This is a genomic window from Cupriavidus sp. WS (genome assembly GCF_000395345.1).
In the GTDB taxonomy this organism is placed as follows: Bacteria; Pseudomonadota; Gammaproteobacteria; order Burkholderiales; family Burkholderiaceae; genus Cupriavidus; species Cupriavidus basilensis_B.
Map to the genome: position 1 here is coordinate 1 of NZ_AQPL01000020.1, position 14,699 is coordinate 14,699.

Annotated in this window: 14 protein-coding genes; 5 read left to right on the forward strand and 9 right to left on the reverse strand. The window is 71.4% G+C overall.

Going from position 1 to position 14,699, the window contains the following annotated elements; translation table 11 throughout:
- The coding region (locus tag K206_RS0102070) for a LysR family transcriptional regulator (protein WP_020200745.1) at positions 1-633 on the reverse strand (633 nt) is incomplete at its 3' end.
- Between the two features lie 144 nt (positions 634-777).
- Between K206_RS0102070 and K206_RS0102075 the strand changes: the two genes are divergently transcribed.
- The 4 genes from K206_RS0102075 (at position 778) to K206_RS0102090 (ending at position 5,761) form a co-directional block, all read left to right on the forward strand.
- On the forward strand, positions 778-1,761 hold the full coding sequence (locus tag K206_RS0102075; RefSeq protein ID WP_029043127.1) for an NAD(P)H-quinone oxidoreductase: 984 nt from the start codon (positions 778-780) through the stop codon (positions 1,759-1,761).
- Positions 1,762-1,843: 82 nt separating this feature from the next.
- Positions 1,844-2,743: a LysR family transcriptional regulator gene (locus K206_RS0102080; RefSeq protein ID WP_029043128.1), complete on the forward strand. Its 900-nt coding sequence runs from the start codon at positions 1,844-1,846 to the stop codon at positions 2,741-2,743.
- A 222-nt stretch (positions 2,744-2,965) separates the two neighbouring features.
- Entirely contained in the window at positions 2,966-3,577 is a 612-nt protein-coding gene (locus K206_RS0102085; protein WP_020200748.1) for a glutathione S-transferase family protein, read from the forward strand.
- 69 nt (positions 3,578-3,646) lie between these two features.
- A complete protein-coding gene (locus K206_RS0102090; RefSeq protein ID WP_020200749.1) occupies positions 3,647-5,761 on the forward strand; it encodes a pyridoxamine 5'-phosphate oxidase family protein in 2,115 nt (704 codons plus the stop codon).
- A 35-nt stretch (positions 5,762-5,796) separates the two neighbouring features.
- Here K206_RS0102090 and K206_RS0102095 read toward each other — a convergent pair whose 3' ends face one another.
- The 3 genes from K206_RS0102095 to K206_RS0102105 form a co-directional block, all read right to left on the reverse strand.
- A complete protein-coding gene (locus tag K206_RS0102095; protein WP_020200750.1) occupies positions 5,797-6,420 on the reverse strand; it encodes a hypothetical protein in 624 nt (207 codons plus the stop codon).
- A 181-nt stretch (positions 6,421-6,601) separates the two neighbouring features.
- A complete protein-coding gene (gdhA, locus tag K206_RS0102100) occupies positions 6,602-7,945 on the reverse strand; it encodes an NADP-specific glutamate dehydrogenase (RefSeq protein WP_020423632.1) in 1,344 nt (447 codons plus the stop codon).
- Positions 7,946-8,319: 374 nt separating this feature from the next.
- Entirely contained in the window at positions 8,320-9,075 is a 756-nt protein-coding gene (locus K206_RS0102105; RefSeq protein WP_020200752.1) for a DeoR/GlpR family DNA-binding transcription regulator, read from the reverse strand.
- Positions 9,076-9,307: 232 nt separating this feature from the next.
- Here K206_RS0102105 and K206_RS0102110 point away from each other — a divergent pair, with 232 nt between their 5' ends.
- Positions 9,308-9,739 carry a VOC family protein gene (locus K206_RS0102110; protein WP_020200753.1) on the forward strand — a complete coding sequence of 144 codons (432 nt, stop codon included), beginning with the start codon at positions 9,308-9,310 and terminating at the stop codon, positions 9,737-9,739.
- Between the two features lie 210 nt (positions 9,740-9,949).
- Here K206_RS0102110 and K206_RS0102120 read toward each other — a convergent pair whose 3' ends face one another.
- From K206_RS0102120 to K206_RS37350, 5 genes are all read right to left on the reverse strand, one after another.
- Positions 9,950-10,291, reverse strand: coding sequence for a hypothetical protein (locus K206_RS0102120; protein WP_020423633.1), 342 nt, complete (start codon positions 10,289-10,291; stop codon positions 9,950-9,952).
- A gap of 362 nt (positions 10,292-10,653) precedes the next feature.
- Positions 10,654-12,123: an efflux transporter outer membrane subunit gene (locus tag K206_RS0102125; protein ID WP_020200756.1), complete on the reverse strand. Its 1,470-nt coding sequence runs from the start codon at positions 12,121-12,123 to the stop codon at positions 10,654-10,656.
- On the reverse strand, positions 12,120-13,064 hold the full coding sequence (locus tag K206_RS0102130; protein ID WP_020200757.1) for an HlyD family secretion protein: 945 nt from the start codon (positions 13,062-13,064) through the stop codon (positions 12,120-12,122). The genes K206_RS0102125 and K206_RS0102130 overlap by 4 nt, the downstream gene beginning before the upstream one ends.
- Complete coding sequence (locus K206_RS0102135) at positions 13,061-13,273, reverse strand: DUF1656 domain-containing protein (protein WP_020200758.1); 213 nt, start codon at positions 13,271-13,273, stop codon at positions 13,061-13,063. The genes K206_RS0102130 and K206_RS0102135 overlap by 4 nt, the downstream gene beginning before the upstream one ends.
- Positions 13,267-14,699: FUSC family protein (locus K206_RS37350; protein WP_020200759.1), on the reverse strand; the 1,433-nt coding region annotated here is incomplete at its 5' end. The genes K206_RS0102135 and K206_RS37350, both read right to left, overlap by 7 nt.

Consider the following 14,699-nt stretch of genomic DNA (forward strand, 5'->3'; position numbering starts at 1 on the left):
CCCGCCGTGGATCGGCTCGCCAGCGAGCGTGGGCGCGCGGTTGCCCGCCATCAGCGGCTGGTAGACCACCAGGTCGTGCCCGGCGAACGCGGTGCCGGGCACCGGCTCGCCGTGCCGCTCGAGATAGGCCGGCGCGGCATAGAGCCCGACCGGCCAGCGCGCCAGCCGGCGCGCCACCAGGTCGGGGTTCTCGGGCTTCATGGTGCGCACGGCGATGTCCGCCTCGCGCCGCGCCAGGTTGAGCACGTTGGTGGAGGTGTCGAGCAGGATCTTCACGTCGGGATGCGCCGCGTGCAGGCGCCCGATGGCGGGGATCAGGAATGCCAGCGCCAGCGAGTCCGTGGTGGTCACGCGCACCTCGCCCTCGAGCCGCGTGTCCGCGCCCTGCGCCTGCCGCAGCAGCTCGTGCGCCGACTGCTCCATCTTCAGCGCCGAGCGCAGCACCGCCTCGCCGGCCGGCGTGAGCGCGTAGCCATCGGAAGTGCGCAGGAACAGCGTGGCGCCGAGCGCCCGCTCCAGCGCCGCGAGACGCCGGCCAACCGTGGCCTGGTCGAGCTCCAGCGTGCGCGCGGCGCGCCGCAAGGTGCGCTCGCGCTGTACCGCGAGAAAGATCCGCGTGTCGTCCCAGTTCATGGAAAGCCGCTCCCGTGTGATGCAAATTTGCATTTATCGAGCGGAATAATGCAGCACAAATACATCAGCGCGCAAACCTATACTCGGTCCATCCAACCACGCAGCCCGGAACCGGGCACCAGACACATGAACAAGACCAACACCATGAACGCCATCACCTTCCGCGACTTCGGCGAAGCCGACGTGCTGCGCCTGGAGACCGTGCCCGCGCCGGCGCTGCGCCCGCACGACCTGCTGGTGCGCAACCACGCCGCCGGCGTGAACCGCGTCGACGTGATCCAGCGGCGCGGCGGCTACGGCCGCGAGCACTTCGGCGACTCGGACATCATGGGGCTGGAGATCGCCGGCGAAGTGATCGGCATGGGCGCGGAGGTGCGCGGCTTCGCGCCGGGCGACCGCGTGATGGGCGTCGTGGGCGGCGGCGGCTATGCCGAACTGGCCCGCATCGACCACCGCATGGCCATGCGCATCCCCGACGGCTTGGGCTACGTGGAAGCCGCGGCCATCCCCGAGGTCTTCGTCACCGCGCACGAGGCGCTGTTCCACCTGGGCCGCGCGCAGGCCGGCGACGCGGTGCTGATCCACGCGGCGGCAGGCGGCGTCGGCTCGGCGGCGGTGCAGCTTGCGCGCGCCGCCGGCGCGACGGTCTTCGCCACCGCCGGCGCGGGCAAGCTCGAGCGCGTGCGCGCGCTCGGCGCCGACGTGGCCATCGACTACAAGACGGAGGATTTCGCCGCGGCGGTCGCGCGGGCCACGGACGGGCGCGGCGTCGACGTGGTGGTGGACTTCATCGGCGCGCCCTACCTGGAGCGCAACGTGCGCGCGCTGGCCGACGGCGGCCGGCTGGTGCAGGTGGGCCTGCTGGGCGGCACCGAGGGCGCGGTGCTGCCGCTGGAGCGGCTGCTGTACGGCCACCTGCAGATCATCGGCACGGTGATGAAGTCGCGCGCGCCGGAGGCCAAGCGCGCCATGACGCAGCGCTTTGCCGGGCAGTGGCTGCACCGCTTCGGCACGGGCGGCCTCGCGCCGGTGGTGGACAGCGTGTTTGCGCTGGCCGACGCCGCCGACGCGCACCGGCGCATGGAATCCAACCTGGGCGTGGGCAATATCGTGCTGGCCGTGGGCTGAACGCCGGCCGCGCCGGCGCCGGCACCGGCGCTATACTCCGCCACGAAGCGCCGCCGGGCGCACGGAACGGGGAGAGCGAGGGGTGGACCGACTGCAAGCCATGAAGACCTTCGTCACCGTGGTGGAGACCGGCGGCTTCACCGCCGCCGCGAACAAGCTCGACGTCTCGCCGTCGGTGGTGAGCCGCATCGTCAACGAACTCGAGGCGCATCTCGCGGTGCGCCTGCTGACCCGCACCACGCGGCTGGTGCGGCTGACCGACACCGGCTCGGCCTACTTCGAGAACTGCCGGCGCATCCTCGGCGAGATCGACGACGCCGAACTGCTGGCCGCCGGCTCCCACGCGGAGCCGCGCGGGCAGCTCACCATCACCGCGCCGGTGCTGTTCGGCGCGGCCTACGCCATGCCGATCGTCACCGCGTACCTTCGGCGCTACCCGGACGTGGACGCCACCTGCCTGCTGCTCGACCGCACCGTCAACCTGGTCGAGGAAGGCATCGACGTGGGCATCCGCATCGGCGAGCTGCCGGACTCGTCGCTGCAGGCGGCGCCGGTCGGGCGCGTGCGGCGCGTGGTATGCGCGGCACCCGCCTATCTCGAGCGGCATGGCGTGCCGCAGGCGCCGGAGGATCTCGCGCGGCACACGGTCATCGTGGCCAGCGCGGTCTCGGCCTCGCCCGAGTGGCGCTTCGACGCCGGCGGCAGCCAGGTGGTCACGCGCCTGCAGCCGCGCCTGACCACCTCGACCAACGAGTCGGCCATCGTCGCGGCGGCGGCCGGCTTCGGCATCGTGCGGCTGCTGTCGTACCAGATCGCCGGCCACCTGCGCGCCGGCACGCTGCAGGTGGTGCTGCGCGAATTCGAGCCGCCGGCCCTGCCCATCAACGTCATCCACCGGGAAGGCCGCCATGCCACGCGCAAGGTGCGCGCCTTCCTCGACATGGCCATCGACACGCTGCGCGCCGATCCCTCGCTGCGCTGAAGCGCGGCGCCCGGCGCGCCGCTTCACGCCCTCCGCATACCGCCCGCCACGCCGCCCATTATTGGGCCAGCGAGAAGAGTCCTTTCTCGCCGGCGCCGTTTTTCCCGCGCGGCGGCGCTCCTAATATGCCTTCACGCACTCAGGCAAGACGCCGGCGGCCACCGCGGCCCGGCGCGCGGCCTGCGGCGATTCCCCCTCACACTTGCCCAAGGAATGCCAGCCATGAAGGTCTACCACCACCCGCTCTCCGGCCACTCGCACCGTGTCCGCCTGTTCCTGTCGCTGATCGGCGCGGATGCCGAGTTCATCCACGTCGACCTCGCCAAGGGCGCGCACAAGGAACCCGCGTTCCTGGAGCTCAACCCGTTCGGCCAGGTGCCCGTGCTGGTCGACGGCGACAACGTGGTCTCGGACTCCAACTCGATCCTGGTCTACCTGGCCACCAGCCTGGGCAAGACCGCGTGGCTGCCGGCCTCGCCCGCCGGCGCCGCGGCGGTGCAGAAATGGCTGTCGGTCGCCGCCGGCGAGATCGCCTACGGCCCCGCCGCCGCGCGCCTGATCACGGTGTTCGGCGCGCCGCTGAACGCGGAGGAAGTCATCGCGCGCGCCCACGTCGTGCTCAAGCGCGTGGACGATGCGCTGGCCGCCTCGCCGTGGCTGGCGGCGGACCATCCCACGCTGGCCGACGTGGCGCTCTACGGCTACATCGCGCGCGCGCCCGAAGGCTTCGTCGACCTCGCGCCGTATGCCAACGTCAATGCGTGGCTCGCGCGCGTCGAGGCGCTGCCCGGCTTCGTCGCCTTCCAGCAGACGCCGGCCGGCCTGGCCGCCTGAGCACCTGACCACCGCGCCATCGCGCCATCGTTCTCACCGCGGCCGCGCCGCATTCCGGAGATCGCCATCATGTCCCAGCCCTCGCCCCTCGCGCCGACACAGGTCCCGCCGCTGCCCTGGCATGCGGGCGAACGCACGCTGCAGGAGCGCGCCGGGGTGGCGCGCAAGATGGAGGAACTCGGCGCGCGCTTCGTGCGCGACCACATGCCGGAGCAGCACCGCCAGTTCTTCGCGCAGTTGCCGGTGGTGGTGCTCGGCGCGGTGGACCCGAACGGCGACGTGTGGGCCACGCTGCGCGCGGGCAGGCCGGGCTTCCTGCATTCCCCGCACGACAAGGCGCTCGCCGCGCGCCTGCCGCGCGAGGCGGCCGACCCCGCCGAGCGCGGCATGGAGCATGGCGACGCCATCGGCCTGCTCGGCATCGACCTGCTGACGCGGCGCCGCAACCGCCTCAACGGCACCATCCGGCGCGACGCGCCGGCGGCGGACACCGCGGCGTTCGAGATCATGGTGGGACAGAGCTTCGGCAACTGCCCGCAATACATCCAGCAGCGCAACTACGCCTTCACGCGCGACCCCGCCGCGCCGGGCGCCGCGCAGCCGCAGCGCATGAGCGGGCTGGACGCGCGCGCCCGCGCGCTGGTGGCCGGCGCCGATACCTTCTTCGTGGCCTCGTACGTGGACCTGCCCGACGGCACGCGCCAGGTGGACGTGTCCCATCGCGGCGGCAAGCCGGGCTTCGTGCGGCTGGACGACGACGGCGGCATGACCATCCCGGATTTCTCCGGCAACCTGTTCTTCAACACGCTCGGCAACTTCATGGCCAACCCGCGCGCCGGGCTGGTGTTCGCGGACTTCGCCAGCGGCGAACTCCTGCAGATGACCGGCTCGGCGCAGGTCATCCTGGACTCGCTGGAAATCGCCGCGTTCCAGGGCGCCGAGCGCCTGTGGCGCTTCATGCCGGCCAGCGTGGTGCGGCGCGAAGACGCGCTGCCGCTGCGCTGGACGCCCGAGCCCGAAGGCACGTCGCCCTCGGTCGAGCTCACCGGCGACTGGCGCGAAGCCGCCGAGCGCCTGCGCGCGCGTCCGCTGGCCGATACGTGGCGCCCGTTCCGCGTGACGCGGCTGGTCGAGGAAAGCATGGGCATCCGCTCGCTCCACCTCGAACCCGCCGACGGCGCCGGGCTGCTGCCGCACCGCGCCGGCCAGTACCTGCCGATCCGCGTGACGGCCGGCTCGCCGCCCGCGCCGGCGATCCGGACCTATACGCTGTCGTCGGCGCCGGCCGACGGCGTCTACCGCATCAGCGTCAAGCGCGAAGGCACGGTGTCGCAGCACCTGCACGACCACGTCAAGGTCGGCGACATCGTGCAAGCGCGCGCGCCCGCCGGCACGTTCACCATCGACGCGGCCGCGCCGCGCCCCGCCGTGCTGCTGGCCGCCGGCATCGGCGTCACGCCCATGCTGGCCATGCTGCGCCACCTCGTCCACGAAGGACTGCGCACCCGCCGCACGCGCCCGGCCTACTTCTTCCATGCCGCGCGCACGCTGCCCGAACGCGCCTTCGCGCGCGAACTGGGCGCGCTGGCCGACAGCGCCCAGGGCGCCGTGCAATACGTGCGCGTGCTCAGCGACCCGCGCGACGCCGAGCCGCAGCAGGACTTCGACGAAGCCGGCCGCATCGACATCGCCATGCTCCAGCGCCACCTGCCCTTCGGCGACTACGACTTCTACCTGTGCGGCCCCGGCCCGTTCATGCAGTCCCTCTACGACGGCCTGCGCGCGCTCAACGTGGCCGACGACCGCATCCACGCCGAAGCCTTCGGCCCCGCCGCGCTGCGCCGCCGCCGCCGCGACAACGCCGCCCAGCCCGCCGCCGCGCCCACCGCCAGGCCCGCCACGGCGCCGGTGCCGGTGGTCTTCACCCGCTCCGGCAAGGAAGCGCGCTGGTCGCCCGCCGCCGGCTCGCTGCTCGAACTGGCCGAACAGCGCGGACTCGCACCCGAGTTCGGCTGCCGCAACGGCAGTTGCGGCACCTGCCGCACACGCATCGTGCAGGGCGCGGTGGCCTACGCCGGCACGCCGGAATTCGAGGTGTCGGACGGGGAAGCGCTGATCTGCTGCGCGGTGCCGGCGGCGGGCGACGAGGGCAGCGGCTCCATGTCGTTGCAGCTCGATCTTTGAGTTTTCCTGCGCCGCGGAGATGCGGAGATGGCCGCTCAGCGTGCCAGCAGTTGCTTGGTCTGGTCCGTGATGGCCCGCAGCCCTTTCTCGACGATGTCGCGCCAGTCATCGACAGTCACCACCTGCCTGGACTCCGACACCGTGGCCTTGATCACCTGCTTGCCGGCGAGCGGGCCCACGTTGCCTTCCAGTTCCACCTCCGATTTCTGGCTGGTAGTCACCGACCAGAATCCCGGCTTGAACCAGGCCCAGAATTCGTTGATGCGCGCGCTGACCGGCGCGGCCGCATCGTAGTTGGCGTCGCCCTTGCTTGCCACGATGTAGCCGGACTCCTTGAAGGCCGTGGCGAGCGCCGCCTCGGTCAGGCCGGATACGGTCTGGCCTTCGGGCAGGACCACGTCCCCCAGCGCCTTGCCATAGCCATTGCGCTTGCGCCCGATCGCGCGCGCCTTGCTGTCCTGGCCGTTGTCCTCGGCGTCGTCGAGAGACGGAATGTCCGGGCTGGACGGCGCGGCTTCGAACTTGCGGTTATCCAGCACGGCCTCGATGCGCACTGCCTTGCCCGTTGCCGGATTGTCGGCGCTGGGCGCCTTGACGGCCACCACGTCGCGCCCGAGCGCGCAGCCCATCAACGCCGCCACGGCAAAGCCGTAAACCATGACCCGGGTGACTGCTCCATTGATTTTGATGTTCTTGGACATTGGATTCTTGTTTTCGTATTGATGAAAGAGGCACGCCGCGGCATGGCCGTCATGCAGCGGCACACATCAATGTATCGGACATGGGCCGGATATCTTTAGTCCGCGAAGCATCCGGGCCCGCCTGCCATCATGGCCGCCGCTACACCACCCCCTGCGCCAGCATCGCATCGGCCACCTTCACGAACCCGGCCACGTTGGCGCCTTCCACGTAGTTGACATAACCGTCCGCCTTCTGCCCGTAGTGGATGCAGTTGCCGTGGATGTCCTTCATGATGGCGTGCAGTTTTTCGTCGACTTCGGCGTGGTGCCACGCCAGGCGCATGGCGTTCTGCGACATCTCCAGGCCCGAGGTGGCCACGCCGCCGGCGTTGCTGGCCTTGCCCGGCGCGTACAGGATGCGCGCGGCCAGGAAGCGGTCGACGGCGTCGAGCGTGGATGGCATGTTGGCGCCTTCGGCCACGCAGAACACGCCGTTGGCCAGCAGGCGTTCGGCGTCGGCGCCGTCGAGCTCGTTCTGGGTGGCGCACGGCAGCGCCACGTCGGCGGGCACGTGCCACGGCGTGCGGCCGGCTTCGAAGTGCAGGTCGTGCGCGGCGGCGAAATCGGCCAGGCGGCCGCGCGTTTCATTCTTGAAGGCCATCAGCGCGGCGAGCTGCGCGCGGTCCATGCCCCTGGGATAGTGCAGCACGCCGCCGGAGTCGGACACGGTGAGCACCTTGGCGCCGAGCTCGATGGCTTTCTCGGCGGCGAACTGCGCCACGTTGCCCGCGCCGGAGATCAGCACGCGCAGGCCGTCGAGGCCGCGCCCGCGCCGGTGCAGCATTTCCTGCGCGAAGTACACCGTGCCGTAGCCGGTGGCTTCGGGCCGCATCAGGCTGCCGCCGAAGGACAGGCCCTTGCCGGTGAACACGCAGGCGGCGTGGTTGGAGAGCTTCTTCATCATGCCGGCCATGAAGCCGACCTCGCGCGCGCCCACGCCGATGTCGCCGGCGGGCACGTCGGTGTCGGGGCCGAGATGGCGGTGCAGCTCGGTCATCAGTGCCTGGCAGAAGCGCATGACCTCGCCGTCGGACTTGCCCTTGGGATCGAAGTCGGAGCCGCCCTTGCCGCCGCCCATCGGCAGCGTGGTGAGCGCGTTCTTGAGGGTCTGCTCGAAGCCGAGGAACTTGAGCACCGAAAGGTTGACGGTGGGATGCAGGCGCATGCCGCCCTTGTAGGGGCCGATGGCGGAGCTGTGCTGCACGCGGAACGCGCGGTTGACCTGCACGTGGCCGCGGTCGTCGGTCCACGCCACGCGGAACTGGATCACGCGCTCGGGCTCGACCAGTCGCTCGAGCAGGGCCTGCTCGCCGTAGCGCGGATGCTGTTCGACGAACGGCCACAGCGTCATCATGACTTCCTTCACGGCCTGGAGGAATTCGGGCTGGTCGGGATCGCGCCGGGCAACGCCGGCCAGGAAGGTTTCGAGGGAGGCAGGTCTCACGGGTGTCTCTTCGTATCGGGTTGTGTGCTGAAGCTTCGGTCGGGACGGCCGCCGCGGATACGTGCCCGCCGGCGTGCCGGAAGATGCCGCGGCGTGCCCCGGGGACGTTCAGGGGCGGCACCGCCGCGGACATGAAGATACATTCATGCGTGATCCTGAATGTATCTACAAGGCGGAAGCTTAGCATCCGCTGTGCCTTGGCAGGCATGCGGGCGGCGGCAAACGATGACGAAACGCCACCCGGAGAGCGGAACCGGCCGCTTTTTCCGTGCGATCAACGGCCGCGCTGGCGGACACCGCCGCGCGCCGGATTCGCATCGGATGCGCGCCGGAAGCCAGGCCGGAAATCGAGCCGGAGAGCGGCGCGGCGCGCCTCAGGCGAGGCGCAGCGCCGGGCCGCGCGCGTTCAGCGCGGCGGCAATGGATGGCTCGGGCGCCATGTCGGAGATCAGGTAGGCGGCCTTGTCGAAATGCTTGACCAGCACGCCGGCATGGCGGCCGAACTTGGTGTGGTCGGCCACCACGCAGGCCACGCTGGCGGCCAGCAGCATGCGCCCGCGCAGTTCCGCGGCGGCGCGCGAGAAGTCGCTCATCTGCCCTTCGGCCGTGATGCCGCCGGTGCCGACGAAGGCGAAATCGGCGTGATAGCGCGACAACTGCTCGATGGCGTCCCAGCCGTGCGTGGCGTCTTCGTTCTCCTGCAGCTCGCCGCCCAGCAACACCACGCGGTTGCCGTTGCGCCGGCCCAGCAGCAGCGCGATGGCGATGTCGTTGGTGTAGACCACGAGGTTGCGGTGGCCGTGCAGCGCCTGCGCCACCGTGTGGGTGGTGGTGCCGTAGTCGAGGATCACGGAGGCGCCGTCGGGCACCAGTTCCGCCGCGCGCATGCCGATGGCGCGCTTGCCTTCGGCATTGACCGCGGCGCGGGTCTGGGCGTCGGGCTCGGCCCGCTCGGGCGACAGCGCCCCGCCGTGCGTGAGGATCAGCAGGCCGCGCGCGGCGAGCGCGTTGAGGTCGCGCCGGATGGTCTCGCGCGAGACGTCGAGCTCGCTGACCAGCTCGCTGATCGCCAGCGCGCCGCTGGCGGCAAGCTGGTCGAGGATGAATTTTTGTCGTTGTTCAGCCAGCACGGCAACTCCGCAGCACGAGGGAACGAGAGCGGCATTCTAACGTCGATGCCGCGCCGCTCCCTGCTCGCCGGCGGGATGCGCACCGGGCGCCGCGCGCGAAAAACGCGCGCCGCGACACGGCGGCGTCAACCTTGCGGACTATGCTGGGATGGTGGCCGCCCGCGCGGCCTGCACAGCGCTGCGGCAAGTCGCGCATGCGCCACCGCGGGACATCCCGCAAGGAGACGAGACGATGCTGGTTCAACCCTATCTGTTCTTCGAGGGCCGCTGCGAGGAAGCGGCGGAGTTCTACAAGCGCGTGCTGAACGCGCAGGTCGAGATGCTGATGCGTTTCAAGGAAGCGCCGCCGCAACAGTCGGCCGCGCCGGAGGGCTGCGCGCCCGGCCCCATCGACGGGGAAAAGGTGATGCACATGTCCCTGCGCATCGGCGAGACCACGGTGATGATGTCCGACGGGCGCTGCGGCGGCAAGCCGAGTTTCCAGGGCTTCTCGCTGTCGGTCACGGTGCCCGACGCGGCCGCCGTGGACCGCGTCTTCAACGCGCTGGCCGAGGGCGGCCAGGTGCTGATGCCGGCGGGCGAGACCTTCTTCGCCGAGCGCTTCGGCATGTGCGCCGACCGCTTCGGGGTGTCGTGGATGGTGATCGCGGTGAAGGCGCCGTAGGGCCGGTCGCAGGGCCGGCGCAGTGCAGCGGCGGGAGGCTGCCGATGGCGTTGGCGGGGAGGGGAATCTGCTGGCCGGAACCGGCGGGCGGCGGATGCGCGCCGTGAAGAGGATGCGGGTGATGCGGGTGATGCGGATGATGCAAGAAAATCCGCATCGGCCGGCCCGGCCGCGGGTGGAGGGCTCCCGCGGTCGGGCCGACCAGCGCCGTCAGGCGCTGGCGCCGCTGGTGTCGCCGCTGTAGGCCGGCGCCGCCGACACGCCGGTCAGGTCGCGGCCGGCGAGGTCGAGTGCCGTGGCGCCGTGAGCGCCGTCGGTGAACGCATCGCGGCGGTCATTGACGCGCGCGCCGTCGGTAAACGGGTTGCGGCGGTCGTTGACGCGCGCACCGTCGGTGAACGGATCGCGCTTGCCGTTATGGAGGTTGTAGCCGTACTTGTCACCGGCGTTGACGCTGTCTTTCGGACCCTGTGCGTTGGCCTGCGTCGATGCCATGACGCAAAGGCCGAATGCTGCTGCGGAAACGAGGGTCGTGAAGAGCTTCTTGTTCATGATTGCTGCTGGATTCCAGATTGGGGCGGCACTTTCCACTTGTGGTGGAGCGGGATAGGCGGAGTCTTGCGTCCCGCATGTCGTCTGTTTCGCCTTTTTGCTTGCACCGGCACAGTTGGGGGCGCCGGCACAGACAGCAGTGTAGCCATCGCGAAGCATTCCTGTGATGAATTAAAATTCTGGTTTTCAGTCGAAATTTTCACAGTGGCAACGAGGCGCCGGGAACAGCCCGACATGCCTGCCGGCCAGCGCGGGCGCGGGAATCCGCCGCATCGGCGCACGCGCCGGACACGGACGCGCGCGCGCCCTCGCCCGCGAACGGGAGAGGGTGCGCAAGGGAATCGGAAGGAAGGCGCGCGGCGCTAGTCGTGCCCGTCGGCGTGGCCGGCGCCATCGCGCCGCGCCACCTGCGGGCTGTTCTGCCAGCCGCCGCCGAGCGCCAGGAACAGGTTGATCTGGTCGAGCGCCACCTGGCTGTCCGACGCGGCCAGCGCCGCCTCCGACGCGGCCAGCGTGCGGTCGGCGTCGAGGCTGGACAGGTACGGCGTGCGCCCGGCCCGGTACAACTGGCGATGCTGATGCGCGGCCTCGCGCGCGTCGTCGCGCGCCACGCGCAGCGACTGGTTGCGCTCCAGCTCGCGCGTGTACTCGCTCAGCGCGCCCTGGGTTTCCTGCAAGGCCTTGAGCACCACGCCGTCGAACTGCGCCAGCGCGGCGTCGGCGCCCGCCTCCATCGCATGGATGCGCGGCCGCACGCCGTTGGTGGGCAGGTTCCATGTGACCAGCGGGCCGATGCCCCAGCGCGCCGTGGGCCCGGTGCCGAGATCGCCCATGAGGCCGCTCAGCCCGGCCGAGGCACCGAGGCGGATCGACGGATAGAGATCGGCCGTGGCCACGCCGATCCTGGCGGTGGCCGCGGCGAGCTCGCGCTCGGCCTGGCGCACGTCGGGCCGGCGCTTGAGCAGCGCGGCGCCGTCGCCCACCGGCAGCGCCTGGCGCAGCCGCGGCTCCTCCTCGCAGGCGAACGCATCCTCGGCCAGCGCGGCGGGCGGCTTGCCCAGCATCACCGCCAGCCGGTAGGCCGCGCCCTCTTTCTCGGCCTTGAAGCGCGGCAGCGCGGCGCGCAGGGTCTCGGCCTGCGAGCGCGCGCGCAGCAGGTCGGCGGGCTGGCCGCGGCCGGCGGCCACCAGCTTGCCGGCGATTTCCGCGCCGCGCTCCTGCAGCGCGAGCTGGTGCTCGGCAACCTCCAGCTCGTGCGTGGCCGCGCAGCCCTGCACGTAGGCGCGCACGGTCTGCGCCACCACGCCCACGCGCGCCATGTCGAGCGCGGCCTGGCTGGCTTCGGCGCTGGCCAGCGCAGCCTCGTCGGCGCGCGCGAGCTTGCCGAAGAAGTCCACCAGGTAGGACACCGAGAAGCCGAAGTCGCCAAGGCTGAAGACGGGAATCTTCTCCTTGATGAGGAAACTCTCGCCGGCCACCTGCGCGCGCTCGGCCTTGGCCGAGAACGCGGCCTGCGGCAGGTTCTCGGCTTCCACCTCGTGATAGACCGCCACCGCGCGCCGCAGGTTGGCGGCGGCCACGCGCAGGCTGGTGTTGGCGGTGAGCGCTTCCTGCACGAGCCGGTTGAGCTTGGGGTCGTCGTAGAGCCGCCACCAGTCGTCCGGCACCGGCGCCACCGAGACGGCCGCGTCCTGCGTGCCGAGCAGCGGGCCGTTGGCCTCGGGCGCGCGCACCGCCGCGTGCTCCGGCACCTTGTAGTCGGGGCCGACCGTGGTGCAGGCGAACAGCAGCGGCGCCAGCGCCGGCAGCACGGCCAGGGCGAGCCGGTTCATCGCGCCGCCTCGCTGGCCGCGATGGCATCGATGGCCTCGACGGACGCGTTGGCGCGCCGCGCGGCCACCATCTGGCGCGGCTCCGCCACCGACACCGTGGCGGTGCGGCCCGACACCAGCTGCACGTCCGCCGGCACGGCGTCGAGCACGATGCGCACCGGGATGCGCTGCGCCAGCCGCACCCAGTTGAAGGTCGGGTTGACGTTGGGCAGCAGGTTGGCGCCGGCGCTGCGGTCGCGGTCCTCGATGCCGGCGGCGATGCTCTGCACGTGGCCGTGCAGCGTGGTGCGCTCGCCCATGATGCGCACCGAGACCGCGCTGCCGATATGGATGCGGTGCAGCTTGGTTTCCTCGAAATACCCTTCCACGTGGAACGAGTCCGCATCGACCATCGACAGCACCGGGCGGCCGGTGCTGACGTAGTCGCCCAGGCGCGGCAGGCGGTCGTTGAGCATGCCGTCCACCGGGCTGGTGACGCTGGTGCGCGCCAGGTTCAGGCGCGCCACGCCGACCTCGGCCTCGGCCTGCGCCAGCGCGGCTTCGCCCTGCTGCACGCGGGCCTGCCCTTCTTCCACCACCTCGGTGGCGACCACCTCGTTGAGCGCGTGGTTGCGCGCGGCCTCGCGGCGCGCCTGCGCCAGCGTCGCGCGCAGCGCGGCGGCGCTGGCCTGGGCCTGCTGCAGCGCCAGCCGGTAGCGATCCTGGTCGATCACGAACAGCACCTGGCCGCGCCGCACGCGCTGGTTGTCCTTGACCAGCACCTGCGTGACCAGGCCCGACACGTCGGGCGCGACCTGCACCACGTCGGCGCGCACGTGGCCGTCGCGCGTCCACGGCGCCACGGTGTAGTAATCCCACAGATGCCTGACGACGAACAGCGCCGCCACCGCGGCCAGCAGGGTCAGGACCACGGGAACCAGCAAACGGATCTTGAATTTCATGATTGCAGCGAGCGGGCCAGGGCGACCACGCCACCGAGCACGATCAGGTAGAGGGCGAGATTGAACAGGGAACGGTGCCAGACCAGCCGGTAGAAGCCCAGGCGCGCCAGCAGCGCGCGCAGGCTGGCGGTCATGGCGAAGGCGAGCAGCATCAGCGCCAGCAGCATGGGCACGAATACGCCGTACAGGTCGAGCTCGGCGTTCAGCATGCGGTCTGCGCGCGCGCGGCGGCCGGCGCCGGCGCGGGAATGTGAGGCAGCGGCGCGGGCGCGGCCGGATGCGGCTGCGCGTGGTAGAGCGTGACCTGCAGCACGAACAGCGCGGCCAGCGTGTCGCGCACCGCGTGGCCGGCGGTGTCGTCGGCCTGCGCGGCCACTTCGTGCATGGCCTTGTCGATGCGCGCGGACAGCGCCTCGGGCGGCGCCATCGCGTGGCCGGCCTTCAGGCGCGCGCGGTAGTGCCCGGCGGCGCCGTTGAGCACGCGCGTGACCGCGCGCCGCGCGGGCGGGCGCAGCGCGCCCAGGTTGCGCTGCAGCGCCAGCGCGCCGAAGCCGACCTGCAGCTCGGCGAAGCCATCCGAGGACAGCTTGTCGTCGCTGGCCGCCAGGCGCGGCACCAGCTGGCCGAGGCGGTCCAGCATGCGCGCGCCGAGCTTGCCCTGCTGCGGCGCCTCGCCGCGCGTAGCGGCCTGCGCCAGGTCCTTCCAGCTTGCGCGGATCAGCCGGTGCACCGCCACGCGCGCGCCGAACGGGCGCGTGGCCATGAACCACAGCGGCGCGAACAGCATGCCGCCCACGCTGGCCAGGCTGGTGTTGAAGGTGCCGAGGAAGTTGGCGTCGTAGAGGCTCTGGAAATTGCCGAACGAGGCCGTGTTGACCGACAGCAGCATGGCGATCAGGTTGAAGCCCGGACGCGAGATCAGCAGGCCGATGCCCATGTACGGCACCGCCAGCATGCCCACCAGCGTCTCGAAGTTGTGGGCCTGCGGCACCACCAGGAACAGGTAGAAGCACGACACCAGGAAGCACACCACGCTCCAGCGCATGAACGCGCGCGCCACCGGCCGCGGCTCCTCCACGGTGGCGAAGAAGCAACTGGCGATGGTGGCCACCACCACGGCGCCGGCGCCGTCCTCCCAACCCGAGGCGATCCACAGCAGGCCCGCGCAGAACACCGCGAGGCTGGTCGAGCAGGCGTAGTACAGCAGCATGCCGTGGTCGTGGTGGTGCGCGCGGCCGGCCGCGCCGGCGCGGTAGCGCAGCGCGGGCGCGGGCGCGGCGCCGTTGCCGGCCTGGTCGCCGATGCAGCGTTGCAGCGCCTGGCAGTCTTCGCACAGCGCCGCGAGCGTGCGCAGGTGGTCGTTGGCGGTGGCCACCAGCCCGGCATGCCAGCCGGGCGCCTTGCCGTAGGCGCGCCACGGCGCGGCGGCCGGCTCGAGCACCGGCGACGGGCCGGTGAAGCCGCCGTCGATCCACGCGCGCATGTCCGCCATGTGGCGCGCCAGTTGTTCCGGCATGCCCTGCGCGTGGCAGCGCAGGGCATGCAGCAGCCCGCCCAGCGAGGACAGCACCGGCAGCAGCATGGTCATGCGCTCGCGCAGCGCGCGCGCATGGCGCAGGGTGTCGGTGCTTTCGG